This window comes from Pseudonocardia oceanicola (assembly GCF_047200735.1).
Taxonomy (GTDB): Bacteria; Actinomycetota; Actinomycetes; order Mycobacteriales; family Pseudonocardiaceae; genus Pseudonocardia.
In genome coordinates this window covers 415,012-437,196 of record NZ_JBJZON010000002.1, presented here as the reverse complement: position 1 = coordinate 437,196, position 22,185 = coordinate 415,012, and the positions used below count along the sequence as shown (strand labels likewise).

The 22,185-nt window shown below is 71.7% G+C and carries 21 protein-coding genes; 12 read left to right on the top strand and 9 right to left on the bottom strand.

What is annotated here, in order from left to right; all coding sequences use genetic code 11:
* Window positions 1–17: 17 nt before the first annotated feature.
* From ACL02T_RS06305 to ACL02T_RS06275, 7 genes are read right to left on the bottom strand one after another with little or no spacing between them, the layout of a single operon-like run.
* A complete protein-coding gene (locus ACL02T_RS06305) occupies window positions 18–1,484 on the bottom strand; it encodes an aldehyde dehydrogenase family protein (protein ID WP_412829703.1) in 1,467 nt (488 codons plus the stop codon).
* A gap of 41 nt (window positions 1,485–1,525) precedes the next feature.
* Window positions 1,526–2,470 carry a PDR/VanB family oxidoreductase gene (locus tag ACL02T_RS06300; RefSeq protein WP_412829702.1) on the bottom strand — a complete coding sequence of 315 codons (945 nt, stop codon included), beginning with the start codon at window positions 2,468–2,470 and terminating at the stop codon, window positions 1,526–1,528.
* Window positions 2,467–3,627, bottom strand: coding sequence for an epoxide hydrolase family protein (locus ACL02T_RS06295; protein ID WP_412829701.1), 1,161 nt, complete (start codon window positions 3,625–3,627; stop codon window positions 2,467–2,469). Before ACL02T_RS06295 ends, ACL02T_RS06300 begins: the two co-directional genes overlap by 4 nt.
* A gap of 12 nt (window positions 3,628–3,639) precedes the next feature.
* On the bottom strand, window positions 3,640–5,049 hold the full coding sequence (locus ACL02T_RS06290; protein ID WP_412829700.1) for an NAD(P)/FAD-dependent oxidoreductase: 1,410 nt from the start codon (window positions 5,047–5,049) through the stop codon (window positions 3,640–3,642).
* Window positions 5,046–5,882, bottom strand: a complete 837-nt coding sequence (locus ACL02T_RS06285; RefSeq protein ID WP_412829699.1) for a mycofactocin-coupled SDR family oxidoreductase — start codon at window positions 5,880–5,882, stop codon at window positions 5,046–5,048. The genes ACL02T_RS06290 and ACL02T_RS06285 overlap by 4 nt, the downstream gene beginning before the upstream one ends.
* Before the next feature lie 51 nt (window positions 5,883–5,933).
* Entirely contained in the window at window positions 5,934–8,540 is a 2,607-nt protein-coding gene (locus ACL02T_RS06280; protein WP_412829698.1) for a CaiB/BaiF CoA transferase family protein, read from the bottom strand.
* Between the two features lie 47 nt (window positions 8,541–8,587).
* Window positions 8,588–9,133, bottom strand: coding sequence for a DoxX family protein (locus tag ACL02T_RS06275; protein ID WP_412829697.1), 546 nt, complete (start codon window positions 9,131–9,133; stop codon window positions 8,588–8,590).
* Between the two features lie 355 nt (window positions 9,134–9,488).
* On the opposite strand from ACL02T_RS06275, the gene ACL02T_RS06270 reads away from it, so the two are divergent.
* From ACL02T_RS06270 to ACL02T_RS06245, 6 genes are all read left to right on the top strand, one after another.
* Entirely contained in the window at window positions 9,489–9,884 is a 396-nt protein-coding gene (locus ACL02T_RS06270) for a hypothetical protein (RefSeq protein ID WP_412829696.1), read from the top strand.
* A gap of 10 nt (window positions 9,885–9,894) precedes the next feature.
* Window positions 9,895–11,091 carry an amidohydrolase family protein gene (locus ACL02T_RS06265; RefSeq protein ID WP_412829695.1) on the top strand — a complete coding sequence of 399 codons (1,197 nt, stop codon included), beginning with the start codon at window positions 9,895–9,897 and terminating at the stop codon, window positions 11,089–11,091.
* A gap of 71 nt (window positions 11,092–11,162) precedes the next feature.
* Window positions 11,163–11,639, top strand: a complete 477-nt coding sequence (locus ACL02T_RS06260) for a Zn-ribbon domain-containing OB-fold protein (RefSeq protein ID WP_412829694.1) — start codon at window positions 11,163–11,165, stop codon at window positions 11,637–11,639.
* Window positions 11,636–12,799 (top strand): thiolase family protein, encoded by a 1,164-nt coding sequence (locus tag ACL02T_RS06255; RefSeq protein ID WP_412829693.1) that lies wholly within the window; start codon window positions 11,636–11,638, stop codon window positions 12,797–12,799. Before ACL02T_RS06260 ends, ACL02T_RS06255 begins: the two co-directional genes overlap by 4 nt.
* 46 nt (window positions 12,800–12,845) lie before the next feature.
* Window positions 12,846–14,177 carry an MFS transporter gene (locus tag ACL02T_RS06250; protein WP_412829692.1) on the top strand — a complete coding sequence of 444 codons (1,332 nt, stop codon included), beginning with the start codon at window positions 12,846–12,848 and terminating at the stop codon, window positions 14,175–14,177.
* Between the two features lie 183 nt (window positions 14,178–14,360).
* The gene (locus ACL02T_RS06245) at window positions 14,361–14,534 is read left to right on the top strand and encodes a hypothetical protein (protein ID WP_412829691.1); all 174 of its coding nucleotides are present in this window, start codon (window positions 14,361–14,363) and stop codon (window positions 14,532–14,534) included.
* Between the two features lie 72 nt (window positions 14,535–14,606).
* Here ACL02T_RS06245 and soxR read toward each other — a convergent pair whose 3' ends face one another.
* Window positions 14,607–15,071 carry a redox-sensitive transcriptional activator SoxR gene (soxR, locus tag ACL02T_RS06240; RefSeq protein ID WP_412829690.1) on the bottom strand — a complete coding sequence of 155 codons (465 nt, stop codon included), beginning with the start codon at window positions 15,069–15,071 and terminating at the stop codon, window positions 14,607–14,609.
* Window positions 15,072–15,615: 544 nt separating this feature from the next.
* Between soxR and ACL02T_RS06235 the strand changes: the two genes are divergently transcribed.
* Together ACL02T_RS06235 and ACL02T_RS06230 are read left to right on the top strand one after the other, a co-directional pair.
* Window positions 15,616–16,245, top strand: coding sequence for a transglycosylase SLT domain-containing protein (locus tag ACL02T_RS06235; RefSeq protein WP_412829689.1), 630 nt, complete (start codon window positions 15,616–15,618; stop codon window positions 16,243–16,245).
* Window positions 16,246–16,488: 243 nt separating this feature from the next.
* Window positions 16,489–18,570 carry an acyltransferase family protein gene (locus tag ACL02T_RS06230; protein ID WP_412829774.1) on the top strand — a complete coding sequence of 694 codons (2,082 nt, stop codon included), beginning with the start codon at window positions 16,489–16,491 and terminating at the stop codon, window positions 18,568–18,570.
* Window positions 18,571–18,588: 18 nt separating this feature from the next.
* Here ACL02T_RS06230 and ACL02T_RS06225 read toward each other — a convergent pair whose 3' ends face one another.
* Window positions 18,589–18,813: an RNA-binding S4 domain-containing protein gene (locus ACL02T_RS06225; RefSeq protein ID WP_412829688.1), complete on the bottom strand. Its 225-nt coding sequence runs from the start codon at window positions 18,811–18,813 to the stop codon at window positions 18,589–18,591.
* Window positions 18,814–19,063: 250 nt separating this feature from the next.
* Between ACL02T_RS06225 and ACL02T_RS06220 the strand changes: the two genes are divergently transcribed.
* The 4 genes from ACL02T_RS06220 (at window position 19,064) to ACL02T_RS06205 (ending at window position 22,119) form a co-directional block, all read left to right on the top strand.
* Window positions 19,064–19,918, top strand: coding sequence for a class II aldolase/adducin family protein (locus ACL02T_RS06220; protein WP_412829687.1), 855 nt, complete (start codon window positions 19,064–19,066; stop codon window positions 19,916–19,918).
* Window positions 19,919–20,051: 133 nt separating this feature from the next.
* Window positions 20,052–21,260, top strand: a complete 1,209-nt coding sequence (locus ACL02T_RS06215; protein WP_412829686.1) for a cytochrome P450 — start codon at window positions 20,052–20,054, stop codon at window positions 21,258–21,260.
* Window positions 21,257–21,922 (top strand): TetR/AcrR family transcriptional regulator, encoded by a 666-nt coding sequence (locus ACL02T_RS06210; protein WP_412829685.1) that lies wholly within the window; start codon window positions 21,257–21,259, stop codon window positions 21,920–21,922. Before ACL02T_RS06215 ends, ACL02T_RS06210 begins: the two co-directional genes overlap by 4 nt.
* On the top strand, window positions 21,919–22,119 hold the full coding sequence (locus tag ACL02T_RS06205; protein ID WP_412829684.1) for a ferredoxin: 201 nt from the start codon (window positions 21,919–21,921) through the stop codon (window positions 22,117–22,119). The genes ACL02T_RS06210 and ACL02T_RS06205 overlap by 4 nt, the downstream gene beginning before the upstream one ends.
* The last annotated feature ends 66 nt before the right edge of the window (window positions 22,120–22,185 follow it).

Sequence of the window (22,185 nt, the reverse complement as noted above, 5' to 3'; positions counted from 1 at the left end):
GCCCGTCGCCGCCGGGGTTACATCCCGATCCAGACGTTCTTCGTCCGGCTGAACTCCGCGATGCCCTGCTTCCCGCCGAGCCTGCCCTGCCCGCTCTGCTTGATCCCGCCGAAGGGCACCGACGGCGGCAGCCCACCGCTGCCGTTGATCCACACCATTCCGGCGTCGAGGGCCGACGCCATCCGGTGTGCCCTCGCGACGTCGCCGGTCTGGACGTAGGACGCGAGGCCATATCTGGTGGAGTTCGCGATCCGGATCGCGTCCTCCTCGTCGGTGAACCGCAGGATCGACAGGACCGGGCCGAAGATCTCATGGACGGCGATCTCGGAGTCCGCGGGCACGTCCGCGAACACCGTCGGCGCGATGTAGTAGCCGTCCGCGAACTCGCCCGACAGCCGCGTGCCGCCGGTGACGAGGCGGGCCTGCTGTTCCGCGACGGCGCGATCGATGAAGCCCATGATGCGCTCACAGGCCGTGTTCGTGATGACGGGACCGATCGCGGTGTCGGCGGAGTGCGGGTCGCCCGGCTTCAGCGCCTCGGCCTTGCGCCTGCACAGCTCGACGACCTCGTCGAACACGGCGTCTTGGACCAGCGCCCGGGTGCCGTTGATGCAGCCCTGACCGGACAGCTGCAGGGAGAAGCCGACGGCCCGCTCCGCGGCGGCGTCGAGGTCGGCGTCGGCGAAGACCACGTTCGCGGACTTCCCACCCAGCTCGAGTGCGACCGGCGTGAGGTTCGCCGAGGCCGCCTGGATGATCCGTTGGGCCGTCGGACCGCTCCCGGTGAAGTGGATCTTGTCGACGCCGGGATGGGCCACGAGCGACGACCCCGCCTCCCCGCCACCGGGGAGGATCGAGATCACCCCGGGCGGGAACCCCACCTCGAGGGCGATCTCGGCGAACCGCAACGAGGTGAACGGGGTGAGCTCCGGCGGCTTGACCACGACGCAGTTCCCCGCCGCCAACGCGGGTGCGATGATCGAGCCGATGCTGTAGAGCGGGCTGTTCCAGGGGATGATGATCGCGACGACGCCGTAGGGCTCGAGGATCGAGTAGTCGAAACCGGGCACGGGCCAGACTGGGTTGACCTCCCCGACGATCTTGTCGCACCATCCGGCCGCGTACTCCAGGTGGTCCGCGATCATGTGGGGGAAGGACGCGGCTACTGTCTGTGGCGTCCCGTTCTCCACGATCTGCAGTGCCGCCAGCTCGTCCGCCCGCGCGACCAGTGCTCGCGCGAGGTCGTTCATCAGCCGGCGCCGAGTGTCGGGGCCGGTTCGCCGCCACGACTCGGTCGCGGCCCGCGCAGTGCTGATCGCGCGGTCGACGTCGGCGGGCCCCGCCATCGGGACCTCGACCGTCGGCTTGCCCGTGGCCGGGTACACGTGCTGGTGCACGCCGCCGCTGGTAGAGGTCAGTCGCTCGCCGCCGACCAACGGGGCCGGGTCGGGGAGCAGGTTGATGTCGGCTTCCTGGATCGTCATGGGATCTCCTTCCGTGCGGTCCCGCGGGACCGTCGACGCATCTACAGATCGAGGACCAGCCGCCTGCTGCGTGCCCGGGACACGCACAGCACCATCGTGCGACCCGACGAGCGCTCTCCGGCGGCCAGCACCGAGTCGCGGTGGTCCGGCTCGCCCTGCAGGACAGCGGTCTGGCAGGTGCCGCACACCCCGTCCTCGCACGAGGACAACACGTCCACGCCCGCTGAGGTGACCACCTCGAGGATCGACCGGTCGGGCGGCACCTCGAGGACGAGGCCGCTGCGGGCGAGCTCGACCTCGACGGTCCCGTCCGCGGCACCCTCCACCCGCTCCCGGGCCGCGAACCGCTCGACGTGGAGTGTGTCCGCGGGCCAGGCGAGGCTGCGCTGCTCCACCGCCGCGATCAGCGGTTCCGGTCCGCAGCAGTACACGGCGGTGCCCGCCGCGGGGTCGAGGAAGTCGTCGAGGTCCAGCAGCCCGAACTCGTCCTGCGGGCGGATCGTCACGGCGGCTCCGTACCCCGCGACGTCCTCGACGAACGCCATCGACGCCCGGCTGCGCCCGCCGTACAGAAGCCGCCACGGACGACCCCGCGCGGCGACCGCGCGGATCATCGGAAGCAGCGGGGTGATCCCGATGCCGCCCGCGACGAACAGGTAGCGCTGTGCGTCGGCCAGGGCGAAGTTGTTCCGCGGTCCGCGGGCGACGACCCGCGAGCCTGGGACGAGCCGGGTGTGCACGAACTCCGACCCGCCCCGACCCGCCGGCTCGCGCAGGACCCCGAGTCGCCAGTGTCTGAGGTCGTCCGGATCGCCGGCAAGCGAGTACTGCCGGACCAGACCGTCGGCCAGGAGCAGGTCGACGTGCGCGCCCGGGCGCCAGGCCGGGAGCAGCCCTTCGTCCGGGCGGGCGAGGACGAGCTCGACGACGTCCGCGGCCGCCGCCCGACGCTCGACGACCTCCAGCTCCGTCGTCCGCTCGGTCACGATGAGGTCGAGGCGGTGCGCAGGGCCCCGAAGAAGGCCCTGATCTCGCCGGTGAGCAGCTCGGGCTGTTCGAGCGCGGCGAAGTGACCACCGCGGGGCAGGTTGGCCCAGCGCTGCACGTTGTAGTGCCGCTCCGCCTGCCGCCGCGAAGACTGGTAGAGCTCCTTCGGGAAGATCGCGCAGCCCACCGGTAGCTCGATCCGGGTGGGCGGCGGCGGGATCGTCATGGCCTTGAACGCCTCGTAGTACAGCCGACCGGAGGACCCGGCGGTCTGAGTGAGCCAGTAGGCGGTGACCCCGGCGAGGATCTCGTCGCGGGTCAGCGCCTTCTCCACGTCACCGTCGCAGTCGGTCCACTTGCGGAACTTCTCGACGATCCAGGCGGCCAGCCCCGCGGGCGAGTCGTTGAGCGCGTAGGCGATCGTCTGCGGTTTGGTGCTCTGGATCGCGATGTAGCCTTCCTCCGCCGGGCTGTAGCGCTGGGCCTCGGCGACGAACTCGGACTCCTCGGCCGTCAGCTCGCCGTCCTCGGGCTGGGGGCCCGACGTCGTGACCATGTTGATGTGGATGCCGATCATTCGCTCGGGGAAGTCCTGGGCGAGGCGGACGGAGACCGCCGACCCCCAATCCCCGCCCTGGGCGCCGAACCGGTCGTAGCCGAGGCCGGTCATCAGCTCCGCGAAGGCGGCGGCGATGCGCTTGGTGTCCCAGCCGGCTTCGGTGGTGGGACCGCTCCAGGCGTACCCGGGCAGCGACGGGCAGACGACGTGGAACGCGTCCGCGGCCGTCCCGCCGTGCGCGACCGGGTCGGTCAGCGGCCCGATCATCTTCATGAACTCCAGGACGCTGCCCGGCCACCCGTGGCACAGCAGCAGCGGCGTGGCGCCCGCCTCCTTCGAGCGAGCGTGGATGAAGTGGATCCGCTGGTCGTCGATCGTCGTCAGGAACTGGGGCCAGCGGTTGATGTCGTCCTCGACGCGCCGCCAGTCGAAGGTGGACTCCCAGTACGCGCAGAGCTCGCGGAGGTAGTTGCCGTCGGTCCCGTAGTCCCATCCCGATCCGGGGATCTGGTCGGGCCAGCGGGTGGCGGCGATGCGCCGCTTGAGGTCGTCGAGCTCGGCCTGGTCGGTCTCGACGCGGAAGGGTGTCAGTTCCATCGTTCGCTCTCCTCAGTCCGCCGTCCGGGCGAACCCGCCCAGGCGGTCCCAGTCCTCGAGCACCCTGGCGCGGAGGTCGCCGTCGGCCATCCACTCCGACGTCCGGACCAGGTGCATGGTCTCCAAGAACTTCTGTGTGACGTTGCGATCCTCGGTCGCCAGGGCCAGCACCCGGTCGGCGTACCCGGCGGCCTCCGCGTCCACGTCCTGCTCGACCGGCACGCCGTCGACCTCGACGCCGGGCACGGCGTGGTCCGACCCGGTCGAGAAGTCCCAGCAGTTCTGGATGATCGCGGTGAGCCGCTTCTGGAACCGCGCGGCGAAGCCGTCGAGCCCCCCGTCGGGGTGCTCGCGGGTGAAGTCGGCGATCTCGGCCTTGAGCTCGCGGCCGCTGAACGCCGCGACCGCCATGCCCTGACCGTAGATCGGGTTGAACGCTGCGACCGAGTCGCCCATCGCCACGAACCGCTCCGGTCGGACCTGCAGCGCGGCGAAGTCCCGCAGCCGGTTCGACGTGTTGCGCCATGCCTCGACCGGCCCGGCCACCTCGAGGTCCTCCACCACGTCGACGAACTCCGGGGCGCCGAAGCTGCTCAGGTACTCCCGCAGCCCGGCCTCGTCGCCGGGCGGGTAGTCCCCGGCGCACCCCTGGGCCGTCAGCACCCAGCGGCCGTCCTCCTGCTCCCACATCGCCCCGCCGCGGGTCGCTCCGAGCCCCTCGCCGGAGACGGTCGGGCCGAGGTAGATCGCCGAGTACCCGGGGTCCCAGCCCTGTCTCGGGGTGAAGTAGGTCGTGGTGTAGCCCCACTTGGCGTTGACCGTGGACTCCCGCGGGGCGGGGAACCCGAGCTCGGCGAGCCATTCGGGGGCCTTGGAGGCGCGTCCGCCCGCGTCGAGCACGAGGTCGGCCTCGACCACGGCCTCCGTGCCCGCTGCGTCCCGCGTCCGGACGCCGGTGATCCGGTCGTCCTGTGCGACCAGACCGACGACCTCGGTGCGGTCGCGGAAGACGACGCCGGGCAGCGCCCCGACCCGCTTGCGGATCAGCCACTCGAGGAACTGCCGAGTGGGCATCAGCATCTGCAGCCCGGAGTCGTAGCGCGGGAACCAGCCGACCTTCGCGCCGTAGCGCACGTCCGCGGCGGTGTCCCTCAGCGGGACGCCGGCGGCCACGGCCTCGTCGGTCAGGCCCGGTAGCAGCTCCTCGAAGGCAGTGCGGCCGCCCACGGTGAGCACATGGAACTGGTGGCTGTGGGGAACGCCCTTGCGCGGCGACGGCGTCGTCGGCAGGGCATCGCGCTCGAGCACGAGCACGTTCTCGAAGCTGCCCGCCAGGGCGCACGCCGCGGCCGAGCCGGCGATGCTGCCGCCGATGACAACGGCGGTGCCGTAGGGGGGATCGTGGGGTTCCGCGGTGCTCACTTCGCACTCGCCCCCAGGTCGACCGGCAGAGCGATGCCGGTCACGTACCGACTCTCGTCCGAGGCCAACCACAACACCGCATTCGAGATGTCGATCGTCTGCACCCACGGCATCGGCCAGATGTTGAGGACGGAGTAGACCTCCTCCGCATCCTCGAACGTCGGCTCCTCCAGATCCGGTCGAAACGCCTTGCGCACCATCATGTTGTCCAACATGTGCGTCTCGACGTTCGTCGGGTGCACCGTGTTCACCCGGATCCGGTGCTCCGCCAACTCGTGTGCCAAGGACTTCCCCAGCCCGGTCACCCCGAACTTCGCGGCGACGTAGGAGGACCCTCCAGCGGCGCCCTTGAGACCCGCCAGGGAGCTGGTCATGATGATCGACCCTCCCTGCCCCTGCTCGATCAGGAACGGGATCGCCGCCTTGGCCGTGTGCCACACCCCCGTCAGGTTGACGTCGATCATGGTCCGCCACTGCTCGTCGGACTGCTCGTGGGACGGGCCCATGGTGAGGATCCCCGCGTTCGCGCAGACCACGTCGAGGCGACCGAGCTCCTCGACCCCCCTGTGCACCACCGCGTCGAGGCCTGCCTGGTCGCGGACGTCCGCTTTGCCTGCGACGATCCGCCGGTCGAGCTTCTCGACCAGTGCGACCGTCTCGGCGAGGTCCTCCTCGGTCGAGGCCGGATACCCGTCCTGCGTCTCCACCGGACCGCAGATGTCGACGGCGATGATGTCCGCACCCTCCTCGGCCAACCGCACCGCGTGCGACCGACCCTGACCCCGCGCCGCACCTGTGATGAACGCGACCTTGCCCTCCACACGACCAGCCATTCCCACAACCACCTCTCCGATCGGGTCCCGTACGTACGTGCGTGCAACGGATCAGATGACGCCCTCAGCGACCAGTGCCGCTCGTTCCTCGGGCGAGAGACCGAGGATCTCGCCGTAGACGTAGTCGTTGTCCTCGCCGTAGTTCGGCCCGCTGCGGTCGAGCAGGCCGCCGATGTGCGAGGGGGTCTCGCTCAACACCCCGGGCAGCTCCTTCACCGGCCACCGCCCGATCTCGGTCTGGTCGAGCTCGACCAGCCAGCCGAGGTGCCGCAGCTGGGGATCGCGCTCGCACCGGTCCTCGGCGGTCTGGCAGACCCCGGCAGGGACACCCTCCGCCTGCAGCTGCTCCATCAGCGCGAACGCGTCCCACTTGGCCGTGGCCTCGGCGACCACCTCGTCGAGGCGGTCCTGGTGGCGCAGCCGCTGAGCGAGGGTGAGCAGGTCCGGATGCGCTGCCCACTCCGTCCGCCCGAGCACCCGGCAGAGGCCGATCCACTGCTCCTCGTCGAACGCGCCGAGCGCGATCCACCGGTCCTGCCCCGCAGCAGGGTAGACACCGTGCGGCGCGGCGGGTAGGAGCGGGGACCGGTTGCCGGTGCGCCGCCACGACCTGCCGTTGACCGAATGGTCGAGGACCGCGGTCCCCGTGAGTTGGATGCCGATCTCGGCCTGCGAGCTGTCGATCCAGCATCCCCGGCCCGTCTGTCGCTGCCGGTACAGCGCCGCCATCATCGCTAGGCCCATCTGGTAGGCGCCGAACCAATCGAGATAGGAGTAGCCGATCCCGGCGGGTGCGTACGGCTCCGGCAGACCGGACATGTCGCTGAGCCCGGACATGGCCTGAGCGGATGGGCCGAAACTGCGCATCTGACCGTACGTGCCGAACTGGCCCATCCCGGACTGCTGCACATAGACGATCCGCGGGTTGATCTCCTTCAGCCGGTCGTACCCGAAGCCCATCCGATCCATCGTCCCCGGTGAGAACCCTTCCACGACCATGTCCGCCGTGCGGATCAGCTCCCGGAGCAGCGCACGCCCACGCTCGGTGCGCAGGTTGAGGCTGATCCCCCGCTTGCCGGCATTGATCTCCATGAACGAGCCGCTGCGGTTGACGCTGTCCGTCGGGGTGGGGGTGAGGGGCTCGGTCGCGCGGTCCCGCTCGGCTCGCCCGCCGTCGGGCACCGGGCCGAGCCCGAACCGCATCCCGTCGAGCCGGGACGCGTGCTCGACCTTGATCACCTCGGCCCCGTGCGCGGCGAGGAATCGGCCGGCTCCCGCACTGGCCAGGAACCAGGTCAGGTCCACCACGCGGACCCCGGACAGTGCGAAAGGGGTGCCGTGGCGTGACCGCCGGGCAGCGTCCGCACCCGGCAGCGGGCGAACCCGGTCCACCGCGGCACCGATACCCCGGTCGAGTTCCTGGAGGACCTCGTCGGTGTGCTCGCCGAGCAGCGGGGGCCGCGGCCCCACCCGCCAGGGCACCTCGGCGCAGACCCACTTGCTACCGACGTAGGTGTACCGCTCGCCCAGTTCGGGGTGTTCGACCTCGGCGAAGGTGCGCCGGGCGACCCAGTGCGGGTCGTCGACGTTCTCCTCGGGGCGACGCACCGGCGCCCAGGCCATCCCCGCCCGCTGCCCGTCCCGCCAGAGGTCCTTGTCGTAGCGGAACGAGGCCACAAATCTGTCGACCACCGCGTCGATGTGCCGGATCGTCTCGACGTCGGACAGCACTGCGGGGTCGGAGTACCGCTCGTCGGCCAGGTCGGCCTCCATCCCGTAGCGGCGCAACACCTCGACGATCGAGGAGAGCGGGGTCCCGAACCCGGCAAGGTAGGTGCGGTACGGCAGCATCCAGCGGCCGTCCTTGGTCCGCGAGATCCCCGGGGTGCCCACGCCCGCGTCGCGGGCGCCCGAACGCCTGCCGAACGAGTGTCTACAGGTGAGCCGGGCGTGCGGCAGCCGGGAGAAGATCCAGTCTGGAAGGTCGGTCTCGGTGTTCTTGCTGACGGCGTCGTGCACGGAGACCGACACCACCTGCCCCCGCCCCGTACGCAGCCGGTGCTGCAGGGCCGCCATCACCTGGATCGCGGTGATCTCCCCGGTGATGTGGTACGCCTGCCACATCTGCGGCGCGACCGGCGGGGTGTCGTAGTCACCTGTCGGTTCGGGGTCGTACCCGCAGTTCATCACCACCCCGCCGAGCGCAAGGTGGACCAGGTCGCTGCCGCGGAAGTCCGCCCACGGGCCGTCGTCGCCGAAGGGGGTGATGTGCGCGTGCACCAGCGCGGGTCGGGTCGACCGCAGCTGCTCACCGTCGAGCCCAATCGCCGCCGCCTCCCGCCGGTCTCGGGTGTCCAGCAGGACGTCCGCGGTGTCGAGCAGCTGCGCGAACGCGTGTCGAGCGTCAGGCGTGTGCAGGTCCAGGACCACCGACCGCTTGCCGTGGTTGTAGTGCCAGAAGTGCAGCGAGCGGTTCGGGTTTGGCTCGTCATGGCGGAACGGCCCGATGCGCCGGGTGCGCTCTCCCCCGGGCGGTTCGATCTTGACCACGTCCGCGCCCAGCCCGGCCAGGAGCTTGCCGCAGTACTCACCCAGCTCGTCGGCGATCTCGACGACGCGCAACCCCTCCAGGAAGCCGCCGCCCGAAGTCGCGTCCACGCCTCTCGTCTCCCCTCGGTACCGATTCGCTGAGCCCGACGACCCGGTCAGGCCGAGTCGCAGTCGAGCACTGCCTCAGTGCGCCGCACGGGCCGCCACACCGCCGTGAGCAGCAGCGCGGCGCCGAGCCCGCCAGCGCCGGCGGCGACCGCCAGTCCGCCCAGGCCGGTCAGCGGCCATCCAATGAGCTGGTCGACCGACAGCGCTCCTCCTCCCAGCGCGCCGATCGCACAGCCCACCACGATGATCATCAGGACGTACTCGTAGCCCTCGCCCGGCCGGAACACGAAGAACCCGTTCCGCAAGTGGTTCGTCACCAGGGCGACGAGCATCGTGCCGACGACCCCCGCCGCCGCGACCGGCGTGGCGAGGCCCAGGACCAACAGCGCGCCCGCGCCGAGCTCGGTGACGCTCGCGGCCAGGGCGTTCAGCCTGCCCGGGCGCATCCCGATGGTCTCGAACCAGCGTGCCGTGCCGGCGAGCCCGCCGCCCCCGAACACGTGGTTCCACCCGTGGGCGAGCATGGTCCCGCCGACGACGAGCCGCAGGAGCAATGCCGCGACATCCACAGAAACGGAACCGGACGACGTCATCGTCGCTCTCCTGCGGGCTCGGATGCCACCTCGTGGGTGCGCATCGTCTCGGTCTTGAAAGTGCCTAGACGGAGTTCGAATCGACCGAACCCCGGCACCCTTTCGCCAACCTGTCAACGGCCTGCGACCCCGGGGCGACGCCCTCGCCGATCACCGTCGAGGCTGCTGAAAGCAGCGTTTCGTCGGACGGTCGCGGTTATCGCCCGGTGCGCACCGCCTCCACGGCCGACCTTGACGACTGCCCGAATCTCGCTTAGTTTCTAACGGGAGTCAGTGCCGGCGTCGGTCGGACCACACCGATCCCACCTCCCGGACGAGACCACGCCTGAAGTCCTCTGCTCACCGAGGAGCACCCGTGCCACCAGCCGAGTGGACCACCAGTCGGGTCATCCGCGTCACCACGTGCCCGGACTCGTACCGCCTGGAACTCGTCGCTCCACACTCCGAGCAGTGGGCCCTGATCGTCGCGATCCCCTGCCCCCCATCGGGTTCACTGGACCACATTGCCGACCTGCGGCCCGACATCCCGCTCGCGGTCCACCTGCACGCCGAGGGCGACGAGGTGGTGAGCGCCTGTTGCTACCTCACCTCGCGCTCGGGACCCCGACGCCACGTGATCACCGTTTCGCTCGCGCTTCGGCTGCTTGCCGCAGGCATCCACGGAACTGTGCGTCACCAACGATCGCGCCCGACCACAACGCAGCCCGACCACACCGAACCGATCGGCCACCCGGCCGATCAGATCCACTGAGGAGTCAACCATGGCAGCACCCGCATATCGGAAGAACGGTCTCCTCGTCGTCGACTCGGACACCCACCTCAGCGAGCCCTGGGACCTGTGGACCTCACGCGCCCCGGCATCGATCCGCGACCGCGTGCCGCAAGTCAAGAAGGTCGACGGCCAGGCCATGTGGATGTTCGACGACAAGCCGGTCGGCCCGGCGGGCGCCGTTTGCGTCGTCGACAAGGACATGGAGAAGCACTACGGCGTCGACTACCTGTTCAACATGCACGTCGACGAGATCGCCGATGCCGCGTCGCAGATCGCGCCGCGCCTCAAGCTCATGGACGACCAGGGCATCTGGGCGCACCTCGTGTACCCGAACACCGTCGGCTTCGGCGGTCAGCAGATCGGCCAGATCGGCGACGAGAAGCTCCGGCACACGGTCGTGCAGATCTACAACGACGCCATGGCGGAGATGCAGGCCGAGTCGGGACAGCGCCTGTTCCCGATGGCCATCATGCCCTGGTGGGACCGGGAGCTGATGATCAAGGAGATCCACCGCGTCAAGGAGATCGGCCTGGTCGGCGTCAACACGGTCGCCGACCCGCAGGAGTACGGCATGCCGGATCTCTCCGAGCCGTTCTGGGCCCCGATGTACGACGCGCTCGTGGAGAACGGCCTGCCACTGAACTTCCACATCGGCGCGAGCGCGACCCAGCAGAACTACCACGGCACCGCGCCCTGGCCCTCGCGCAACGCGGACGAGAAGCTCGCCATCGGCTCGGCGATCCTCTACATGTCCAACGCCCGCATCCTCGCCAACTTCATCTACGGCGGGATCCTCGAGCGCCACCCCGACCTGAAGGTCATCTCGGTGGAGAGCGGCGTCGGGTGGGTGCCCTTCTTCCTCCAGGCGCTGGAGTACCACTACAGCGACTTCCTCGGGATCCACCCGGCGAGCAGCGGGAGCCCGATGTCGTTGACCCCGCTCGAGTACTTCCAGCGCCAGTGCGGGTCCTGCTTCTGGTTCGAGGACGCGCTGCTGGTCGAGGCAGTGCGCTACCTCGGGGCGGACACCGTCATGTTCGAGAGCGACTTCCCGCACCCGACCTGCCTCTACCCGAGCCCGGTCGAGCGGGCCCTGAAGGTGTTCGAGGGGGAGAGCCAGGAGACGAAGGAGAAGGTCTTCGGCGGGACCGCCGCGCGCCTCTACCACCTTCCGCTGCCCGACTGAGCACCCGCTCGTCTCCCCCGCGGGGCGCCGTGAGGCCCCCGCGGGCGGGCCGTGCCACGAGAGGACCCCAGGTGGCCTATCCAGGAACCGCATCGACCGTCACCCCGCTCGCCCCGGTGACGCACGGTCTCAAACCGGTACCCGATCCGGACGACCTGCTGACCCGGCCCTTCTGGGCCGCCGCAGCCGAGGAGCGGCTCGTGCTCCAGCGGTGCTCGGGCTGCGCCGCCTACCACCATCCCCCCGTCGGGGTGTGCCCCGACTGTCTGAGCGACGACCTCGCGTTCGAGCCGGTCGACGGCCGGGGCCGGGTCTACAGCTTCGTCGTCGTGCGCGACCAGCGGCTGCCCGCCTTCGACTCGCTCGTCCCCTATCTCGTGGCATCGGTCGCGCTCGACGCGGCTCCGCACGTCACCCTGGCGACGAACCTGCCCGGAACCGGGATCGACGAGGTGCGGATCGGCATGCCGGTCGAGGTGGAGTTCGAGGAGATCGCGCCCGGTGTGCGGATCCCGCAGTTCCACGCAACCGACGAGGTGACCCGGTGAGCGCGCCGTCGGTCGCCGTCGTCGGGGTGGGGCACTCGAAGGTCTACCGCCGGGCCGAGGAACCGCTGGGCAAGCTGGCCGTCGACGCCGCCCGCGCCGCGATCGCCGACGCCGGCCTGCACCCGTCGGACATCGACGGCATCTCCACGTCGCCGGTTCACCCGGCCGCGGGCGTCCCGCACGTGGAGGGGATCCACATGGTCGGGACCTACTTCATGATCCGGGCGCTGCGGCTCGACCCGTCGTACTCCGACCAGGGTGGCGCCATCCTTACCCAGTCCTTCGTGCACGCCGTGAACGCGGTGGCCGCGGGTGCCTGCCGACACGCGCTGGTGTTCCGGGCGCTGCACAACCCGGACGGCCGATACGGACGCGCCGACATCGGCGTCGCCGGGGGCCCGGACCAGTGGGCCCTGCCGTACGGCTCGACCGGCCCGACGACGATCGCCCAGGAGCTGCGGGCCTACATGAACCGCTACGGCGGCACCCGGGAGCAGCTGGGCACGTTCGTCTGCCGCAACCGGGAGCAGGGGCTGAAGAACGAGAACAGCTACTGGCGTCAGTACCGGCCAGAGACACTGACGCTGGAGGAGTACCTCACCGCCCGCCCGATCAGCGAGCCGCTGGGCATGCACGACTGCGACATCCCGATCCAGGGGGCGGCCGCCGTCGTCGTGACCTCGGGGGAACGCGCACGCGACCTGACCGACCGGCCCGCGTACGTCCTTGGCACGGCGATCTCCCCGGAGTTCTTCTCCCAGGTGGGCTATCCGGACACCGTGGAGTCCCAGCTCGACGCCGGTCGGCGGATGGCCCGCCACCTCTACCGCAATGCGGGGGTCACCGCGGCGGACGTCGACGTCGCGAACCTCTACGACGGCTACTCGGCGAACGTCCCCTTCTGGGCCGACTCGATGGGTCTGTGCGAGGAGGGGGCCGGGCTCCCCTGGGTGGCCGAGCCCCACATCCCGCTGAACACCTCCGGGGGCAACCTCGGCAACGGGCGGATGCACGGCGCACCGCACCTGATCGACGGCGCGCAGCAGGTGATGCGGCGTTCCGGTGCCCGCCAGGTCGACAACGCCCGCATCTCCCTGGTGACCATCGGCGGCACCCACCACGCGGGCGGTGTGGTCTTCGCCGACCGCCCTGCCGCCTGACCTTACGCGCGCCACCCCCACCCACCCCGAATCACGAGGCGCAACGATGCACCCTGACTCGACCGCGGCACTGCCCGAGCTGGCCCGCCGCCGGTGGTACGTGATCGTCCCCCTGCTCGGCCTGGCGATGTTCATGCTGAACCTCGACCGGACCAACATCTCCCTGCTGCTCGCCCCGCTCGCGAAGGATCTCGGCCTGTCCCTGTCCGACGTCGGGCTGGTGAGCAGCATCCTGTTCATCGGCTCGGTCGTCTTCCAGGTACCCCTGGTGCTCCTGGTCCAGCGGTTCGGGGGCCGCTGGCTCCTCGGCGCGTGCCTGGTGATCTGGGGCGCGGCGTCCGCCCTCGGCGGACTGGCGAACACCGAGGGCACGCTGCTCGCGGCCCGGTTCGTGGTCGGCATCGGGGAATCGGCCTTCCACCCCCTGATGTACGTCCTCCTCGCCCGCTGGTTCCTCGAGCGTGAGCGAGGTCGTGCCAACACCCGGTTCTTCGTGTTCTCCTTCGCCGCGAGTGTGCTCACCGCACCCGTCACCGGCTTCATGCTCGAGTACATGACGTGGCGCTGGGTGCTGATCTGGCAGGGCGTACCCGCCGCGGTCCTCGGCGTGCTCTGGGTGCTCTTCTACAACGACTCCCCGAGCCGGGTCTTCTGGCTCCGCCGCGAACGCGGCGTCCAGATCGAGCAGCAACTCGCCGCCGAGCGCTCGCGCAACCCGATCGCGCAGCAGGTGAGCTTCCGCAGGGCACTGCTCAACCGCCGGATCCTCGCCCTGATGCTCATCTACGGGATGATCGGCGGGGGCGGCAGTGCCATCCCCCTCTGGCTGCCCACGGTGGTGCGGACCTTCAGCGCCGGGAACAGCTCGCTCGTCGTCGGTCTGCTCTCGGGCCTGCCGTTCCTGGTCGGCGCGATCGTCGGAACGCTGCTCGGGATGGCAGCGGATCGCACCGGTCGGTTCCGTGCCCTGATGCTCATCCCGCTCACGATCGGGTCCCTCGCGCTGTTGGCGGGGCCCCTCGCCGCCGGACACGCGGCGCTGCAGCTGGCGCTGCTCTGCGTGGTCGTGGCCGGCTGCCAGAGCGCAGTGCCGATCTTCTACGCCTTCCCCAGCTGGATGGTCGCCGCTTCCGTGCTCACCGTGGGCATGGGCATCATCAACATGACGGGAACCCTGTTCGCCTTCTTCGCCACCTTCCTGGTGGGTTGGGTCGGCGAGCTCACGACGCCCGCCATCGGCTTCGCCACCCTGGGCATCATCGCCGGGATCGGCGCGATCGTCGGAGCAGTCGTGCTCCGAGACCCGCCGTCCACGCGCAGACCCGCCGCAAGCGAGCCGATCGCGGACGTGGCGACCGGCACCGTCCCCACCACATGAGCCACCTCGACAGCGCGGGCGGTCCTCGCCAGGCGCCCCCCCGCACCGCCCGTACCCGGCGTACCGCGTTGCCGGGGGCAACCCGCGAGGGGCCGCCCGGGCCCGTGAGGACCGGTGGACGTTCGTGGTCACCGCCAGGGATCGTCACGCAGGGGGCCGAGCGACTGCAGTGGACGGGTCGACGTGTACCCGCAGTGGGGCGACGCTCGACGTGCACCCGGCCGTCCGGTCGTCGTGCGCGGTCGGCTTCCCGACGACGACCCGGGCTCACGCGTGCACGCGATCGCCCAGCTCGGCGCGGAGGCCACGGACGAGGACCTGCGCGCGCACATCGCCGGGCGGCCGGTGCGGCAGTAAGGTGCCCGCCACGAACCGAGCGGGTGGACCTCGCGCAGCGTGCGGGGCCAGGACTCCCGACTCGCGGGCCGGTCAGGCGGCAGGGCCGCGGCGGAGGGCGGCGGGGAGCATCCGGGCGCCGTCGCCCGCGGCGGCCGCGCGGTCCTCGGGGTTCATCAGCCGGCAGCGGGCGAGGGACAGACAGCCGCAGCCGATGCAGGAGTCGAGCCCGTCCCGCAGGGCCACCAGCGCGTCGATCTGCTCGTCGAGCCGGCCCCGCCAGCTCCTGGACAGCCGCGTCCAGTCGGCCTTGGTCGGCGTGTGGTCCGCCGGGAGCTCGTCGAGGGCCGCGCGGACGTCGTCGAGCCCGATGCCGATCGCGCGGGCGGCCCGGACGAACGCGAGCCGGCGCAACACTCCCCGTTCGTAGCGCCGCTGACCGCCCGCGGTGCGGGTGGCGCTCACCAGCCCCTCGCGCTCGTAGAACCGGAGCGCCGAGTGCGGGAAGCCGCTGCGCGCGACGACCTCCCCGATCGTCAGCAGGTCCTTCGCGTGCACGGCGCCTCCCGAGCTGAACCTCACTTCAGATCTACTCTACGCCGCGGTGGCCTCCCGTCGCACGCAGTGACCGTTCGCCGCAGGAGACGCGGAACACCTTGCCGATCGTCGGCGCGACGAACGGCTGCCGAACAGCGGCGACAGGCAGTTCCAGGGGTTGTGTCCGGGGGTTCACCATCCGTAATGTCGCCGCCAGTCATCACGGTCCGATCACGAGCGGACAGTGGAGCCGGAGTCCCCGACCGGCTCCCGGGACCCCCGACCCGGGTCCGCTCGGACGGGCCGTGGTCGAGGACGAGAAGGCGAAAGGCTCAACACCTTGGCTGGCCACCGCTCCCCAGGCGGCCGGCGTGTCACCGGAGACGCGGCTCCCCACCGGGTCCCCGCGAGACACGCCGCCCGGCATGCGACCACCCCCGGTCGCGGCGCGCCCCGGCGCACCGTCGCGTCGACCACCGCGGCCGTCGGTGCCGCCTTCGGCGTCCTCTCCACCGGCGCGTTCGCAGCCGTCACCTCCACCGGCGCCCCGGCGATCGCGGACGCGGTGGAGACCTCCACGGCGGCCACGCAACTGACCGCCAACGCCGAGGCCCTGCAGGTCGACCCCGCGGACGTCCCGCTCACCGGGGCGCACCTGAGCCCGGTGGCCTACTCGGTGGCGGGCCTCGACAGCACCGACCCCGCCGAGGAGCCCGCCGAGCCCGCGCCGGCCACGGACCTGGCCCTGCTGGACAAGGCGGGCCGGATCGCGGACGAGATCGCCGAGCAGCGGGCCGAGGAGGCCGCCGCGGCGAAGGCCCGCGCCGAGCTCGACGCGCTCATCGCCCGCGGCGGGCTCGACGGTTGGATCGCCCAGGCCCTGGAGATCTGCGACCTGCCGCAGGACCTGGCACCGGGGGTCAAGAAGGTCATCATGGCGGAGTCCGGCGGCAATCCCCGGGCGATCAACCTGTGGGACTCCAACGCCCGCGCCGGCCGCCCATCGCAGGGTCTGATGCAGGTGATCCCCTCGACCTTCCGGGCCTACGTCCACCCGAGCCTGGCCGACCGCCCGATCACCGACCCGATCGCGAACATCACCGCCGGCGTCCGCTACATGGTCGCCAACTACGGCATCGACACGCTCGAGGCGGGCGGGCGCAGCAACGGCTCGGGCGGCTACATCGGATACTGAGCCCGCAGCCGGCTCCCCACGAGCACGACAGCAGCAGGACGGCCCGGCCGGGGCCGCCGCGCGTGGCCCGGCCCTGCGGCTTAGAGTACGAACGACCCGTATCGTCACGAGAGGTGACGAACCGGCCACGCCTCCCCATGCCCCGCACCCCGACGCGGGGCCCGCACGGGCCCACCCGTCGGGACCGGACGGGTGCACGGCGTGGGCCGGAGGAGACGGCAGCGGAGGGACCGGATGACAGCGATGCGGCCCGAGCCCGCCGATCCCGCCTCCGAGCCCCTCCCGCAGGTCCCGACCACCCCGCCCACCCCGGCCACTCCGACCACGGAGCGAGCCCGCCGGTTCCGCCCCGAGCTGCAGGGGCTGCGGGCGCTCGCGGTCCTCCTCGTCGTCGCCTACCACGCCTGGTTCGGACGCGTCTCCGGCGGCGTCGACGTCTTCTTCGTGATCTCCGGTTTCCTGATCACCGGACAGCTGTTCCGCGGCGCCTCCCGCGGCCGGCTCCGCTTCCGGCCGATGTGGGCGCGTCAGGCCGCGCGGCTGCTGCCGGCGGCGTTCACCGTCCTGATCTCCTGCGCGGTCGCCGGAGCCCTGCTGCTGCCGGAGGCCCGCTGGCAGCAGACGCTGCACGAGCTCTTCGCCTCGGCGGTGTTCGTGGAGAACTGGCGGTTGGCCGCGGACTCGGTGGACTACGCGGCCCAGCACAACACCCAGAGCATCGTCCAGCACTTCTGGTCGCTGTCCATCCAGGTCCAGTTCTACGTCGTCTGGCCACTGCTGATCGCGGTGGTGGCGCTGGCCGCCGGGCAGGCCCGGGAGCGGCTGCGCACGTACCTGCTGCTCACCCTCGGCGGGCTGTTCGCCGCCTCGCTGACCTTCTCGATCGCCCTCACGATCACCGACCAGCCCCTCGCCTACTTCCACTCACTGACCCGGGTGTGGGAGTTCGCCCTCGGCGGCCTGCTGGCGCTGACGATCGACACGATCGTCCTGCCGCGCCGCTGGCGGATCGGGCTCGGCTGGCTCGGCGTCGTCGGGCTGGTCGCGTGCGGCGCGCTGCTGCGGGTCGACGCCGTCTTCCCCGGCGTCGCGGCCCTGTGGCCGACCGGGGCCGCGTGCCTGGTGCTGATCGCCGGCATGACCGGCAGCCGGGTGGGGGCGGACCGGCTCCTGGCGTCCCGGCCGGCGAAGTACCTCGGCGACCTGAGCTACTCGCTCTACCTCTGGCACTGGCCCGTGCTGATCCTCTACCTGGTCGTGCGCGACCAGGAGGCCGTCGGGTTGCGCGCCGGGCTGGCCGTCGTGGCCGTGTCGCTGGTGCTCGCGGCGCTCACGCACCACCTCGTCGAGGAACCGATCCGGCGCGCGCCGCTCACGGACCGCGCCCGCTGGCGGGGTGCGGCCGCCGGGCTCGCGCTGGTCCTGCTCGCCGGCGGGATCTGGCAGTTCGAGGCCGCAAGCCGGGCACGCGAGACCGCGCTCGTCGGCGACCCCCAGCACCCCGGCGCCATGGCGCTGCACACGGGCTCGGTCGACGACGTCGACCCGTCGGTCGGGCTCGTCCCACCGATGGTCGCGGCCCCGGACGACTTCTACCAGTTCACCGGCTGGGCCTGCGGCCCGATGCCCCGTCACCCCTCCACGGAGGCCTGCACCTCGCCCCGGCCGGAACCGGCGGTGCCGCCGGACAGGCGGATCGTCGTCGTCGGCGACTCGCACTCCCAGCAGTACACCGCCGCGCTCGCCCCGGTCGCGCAGCGGAACAACTGGGAGCTGATCGACATGCTGAAGGGGGCCTGTCCCTTCTCGACCGCGTCCGAGGTGGACCCGGGCAGCCAGGACTGCGTCGACTGGAACGCCGCGGTGCTGGAGGAGATCGCCGACCTGCGTCCCGACGCCGTGTTCACCCTCGCCAGCCGGGACGTCCGAGCCGGACTCACCGAGGTCACCCCGCCCGGTTTCGTCGCGGCCTGGCAGCGGTTGGACGAGCTCGGCATCCCGGTGATCGCCGTGCGGGACAACCCGCGCTTCGAGCCCGGCTTCAGCCCGCCGGACTGCCTGCAGCAGCGCGGCCGCGGGGCGCCGGAGTGCGGCCTGCCGCGTGCCGACGTCTACGGGCCGATCCCGCCCTACGAGCTGGCCCCGGACGTGCCGCCGAACGTCACCTTCCTCGACTTCTCGGACCACCTGTGCCTCGAGGCGCTGTGCCCGGCGGAGATCGGGAACGTGCTCGTGTACATGGACTTCAACCACGTGTCGGCCACGTACATGAACTCGCTGTCCCCGGTCATGGAGGAGCGGCTGCACCAGGCGCTGGCCTGGTAGCCGTCGTCCGCACCACGCTCACCCCACCGGCCGCGCCCGCCGCCCGTGCACCGCGACGACCTGCCCGCGGTACAGCTGCGCGCCGCGGCGGGTCTCCGTCCGGCCGTCGACCATGACCTCACCGGCCTCGACCAGCTCGCGGGCGTGCACGCCGTCTTCGGCGAGCCCGGAGAGCTTGAGGAACTGCCCGAGCCGGATCGGCTCGGTCGCGATCGGGACGTCCTGGATCGGCGCGGGTGCCATGCCGTGATCTTCGCACCGGGAACGTTCCACCGGAGGTGCGGCGGCCCGGGTGCCCGCTCGTCCGGTGCTGCCGGGGCGGGACCGCGCGGCGCGCCCGCCGCGTTTCCATCCGGCCGTCGAGCTCGAGACCGCCGCCGACCGGCCGGTGGCGAAGGTCGTGCGCGGCTCTCCGACGTCGCCCCGGACGGGCGGGCACCACGCCCGTAACCCACCCGTTGACGGCCGGTGTGGCGAGGCGCACCGTCGGAGGATGGCCGCACCGACGACGCCCGCACCCATCGGCGCCCCCGACCCCGCGGCATCCGGCACTGCCGGGGACATGCCCGCCTTCGAGCCCACCCAGGAGGGCATCGCCCTGCCGCGGCCACCCGAGTTCGCGACCGTCGAGGAGGAGCGGCTCCACCGGACACAGCAGCTCGCCGGCGCGTTCCGGGTCTTCGGCCGGTTCGGCTTCGGCGAGGGTGTCGCCGGGCACATCACGGTGCGCGACCCCGAGCACCCGGACATGTTCTGGGTCAACCCCTTCGGCATGTCCTTCCGGCACATCCGCGTCTCGGACCTGATCCTGGTCGACCACACCGGCGTCGTCCGGTACGGGAACAAGCCGGTGAACCGCGCCGGTTTCGTGATCCACTCGGCCATCCACCGGGCCCGGCCCGACGTCGTCGCCGCCTGCCACGCGCACTCGGTCCACGGCAAGGCCTGGTCCTCGCTCGGCCGGCTGCTCGACCCGATCACCCAGGACGCCTGCGCACTGTACGAGAACCACTCGGTGGTCACCGAGGGCGCGGGCGCGGTCGTCGTCGACGAGGAGGCGGCGCGGCTGCTCGCCGCGGGTCTCGGCGACAACAGCATGTGCTTCCACCGCAACCACGGGATCTTCACCGTGGGGCGGACGGTCGCCGAGGCGGCGTGGTGGTTCATCAGCACGGAGCGGAACTGCCAGGCGCAACTGCTGGCCGAGGCCGCCGGCACGCCGACGCTCGTCGACCCGGCCAACGCGCGCTTCACGCGCGAGCAGACCGGCGGGCACTACGCCGGCTGGTTCGCCTTCCAGCCGCTGTGGGACGACGTCGTCCGGACCGATCCGGACCTGTTCGACTGACGGCCGCCGGGACGCGGCGTGCGGCAGGGCGCCGGAGTTCCCGCCGCGCGCGTGACCTTCCACGTCGTGACTCAATCAAGCGGTTGATTTAGGCTGGGTCGCACCGACCGCCCACCACCGGAAGGACCGCTCCGTGACCGTTCCCGACACCGACGAGCTGCACTACCCACTGCCCGCACCGGACCCGCTCGAGCCGCCGAAGGAGTGGGCCGCGCTGCGCGAGCGCTGTCCGGTCGCCACGGTGACCCTGCCCAGCGGCGACCACGCGCAGCTGCTCACCCGTTACGACGACGTCAAGCAGGTGCTCTCCGATCCCCGCTTCCCCCGTGTCGGCGGCGGGCAGGGCGCGCGGATCTCCGAGTCGGGCGGCGTGTTCGACAGCGACATGGCGAGCGTGCTGCCGCAGACCGGCCCGCCGCACCAGCAGTGGCGGCGCCTCGTCATGCGCTGGTTCACGGCCAGGCGGATGACCGCCCTCCGGCCCCGCATCGAGGGCATGGCCGACTCGCTGATCGACGACATGCAGGCCCACGGGCAGCCGGCGGACCTCAAGGCGGCGCTCGGCTTCCCGCTGCCGGTCTGGGTCATCTGCACCATGCTCGGCGTGCCGGACTCCGACCGCGACAAGTTCTCCTACTGGTCGGACACACTGCTCAACCTCACCCGATACACCCGGGAGGAGATCGTCGCGGCGCAGACCGAGTTCCTCGGCTACATGCAGGCCCACGTCCGCGTTACGCGCGAGCGGCCCGGCGACGACCTGCTCAGCGAGCTGACCACCGAGCCCATGGCGGACGGCACCCTGCTCACCGACGCCCAGCTCGTCGGCACCGGGCAGGGCCTGCTCGTCGCCGGGCACGAGACCACCACGAACATGATCGGCAAGATGGTCGCGATGCTGCTCGCGGACCGCGGCCGCTGGGAGCAGCTGCTGGCCGACCCGTCGCTGGTGCGCACCGCCGTCGAGGAGGCGCTGCGCTTCGACGCCAACCCGGGCATCGGCATGCCCCGCTACATCGCCGAGGACGCCGAGCTCGCGAGCGGCGCACTGCCCGCCGGCACCACGGTCATGTGCAGCATGGGCGCCGCGAACCGCGACGCCGGCGCGTTCGACGGCGCGGAGGAGATGGACCTGACCCGCTCGCCCAACCCGCACCTGAGCTTCGGCTCCGGCCCCCACTCCTGCCTCGGCCAGGCGCTGGCCCGCACCGAGCTGCAGGTCACCCTCGAGGTGTTGCTCCGCCGGCTGCCCGGCCTGGAGCTCGCCGTCCCGGTCGAGGAGCTGCAGCGGGTCGAGGGCCTGGCCGTCGGCGGGCTCCGCGAGCTCCCGGTGCGGTGGTGACCTCGCCCCGGACCGGCCGCGCCGAGCTCACGCGGACCCTGATCCTCGACGCGGCCGAGCGGTTGTTCGCCGAGCGCGGCGTGGCGGCGGTGTCGAACCGGCAGATCGGCGAGGCGGCCGGGCAGGGCAACACGGCCGTCGTCGGCTACCACTTCGGGGCCAAGGAGGACCTGGTCCGCGCGGTGGTGCGCCGGCACACCTCCCGGGTCGAGGGCCTGCGCGCCGAGGCCCTCGCCGCCACCGAGGGCTCGCCGGACGTCCGGGCCTGGGTCGACTGCCTGGTCCGGCCGCTGACCGGGTACCTCGATGCCCTCGGCGCCCCCACCTGGTTCGCGCGGTTCCACGCGCAGCTCACGACCGAGCCCGGCTACCGCGAGATCGTCACGGCGGAGTCACTGGGCTCCCCCGCGCTGGTCGCGACGGTCGAGGGACTCAACCGCTGCCTGCCCGACCTGCCCGCGGAGGTCCGCCTCGAGCGCGGCGACATGACGCGGTTGCTCATGGTGCACGTGTGCGCCGAGCGCGAGCGCGCCCTCGCCGAGGGTGCCCCCACCCCCCGGACCACCTGGGACGCGACCGCCACGGGCCTGGTCGACGCGATCGTCGGCCTCTGGCTCGCCCCGGTCTCGGCGTCCGCCCCCACGGAAGGAGAACGAGCATGAAGGTGAGCGTCGACGGGGACCGCTGCTGCGGCGCCGGGCAGTGCGTGATGCTCGCACCGGACGTGTTCGACCAGCGCGAGGACGACGGGATCGTCGTGTTGCTGGAGGCCGAGCCCGACACCGCCGTGCACCCCGCGGTGCGCGAGGCCGCCGACGTCTGCCCCACGGGGGCGATCACCGTCCACGAGAGCTCCTGACCCCGGCCGACCTGCCCGCCGCTCGACCCTCGCGCACCGTGGCCTTGGCCCCTGTCCGGGGCCGGT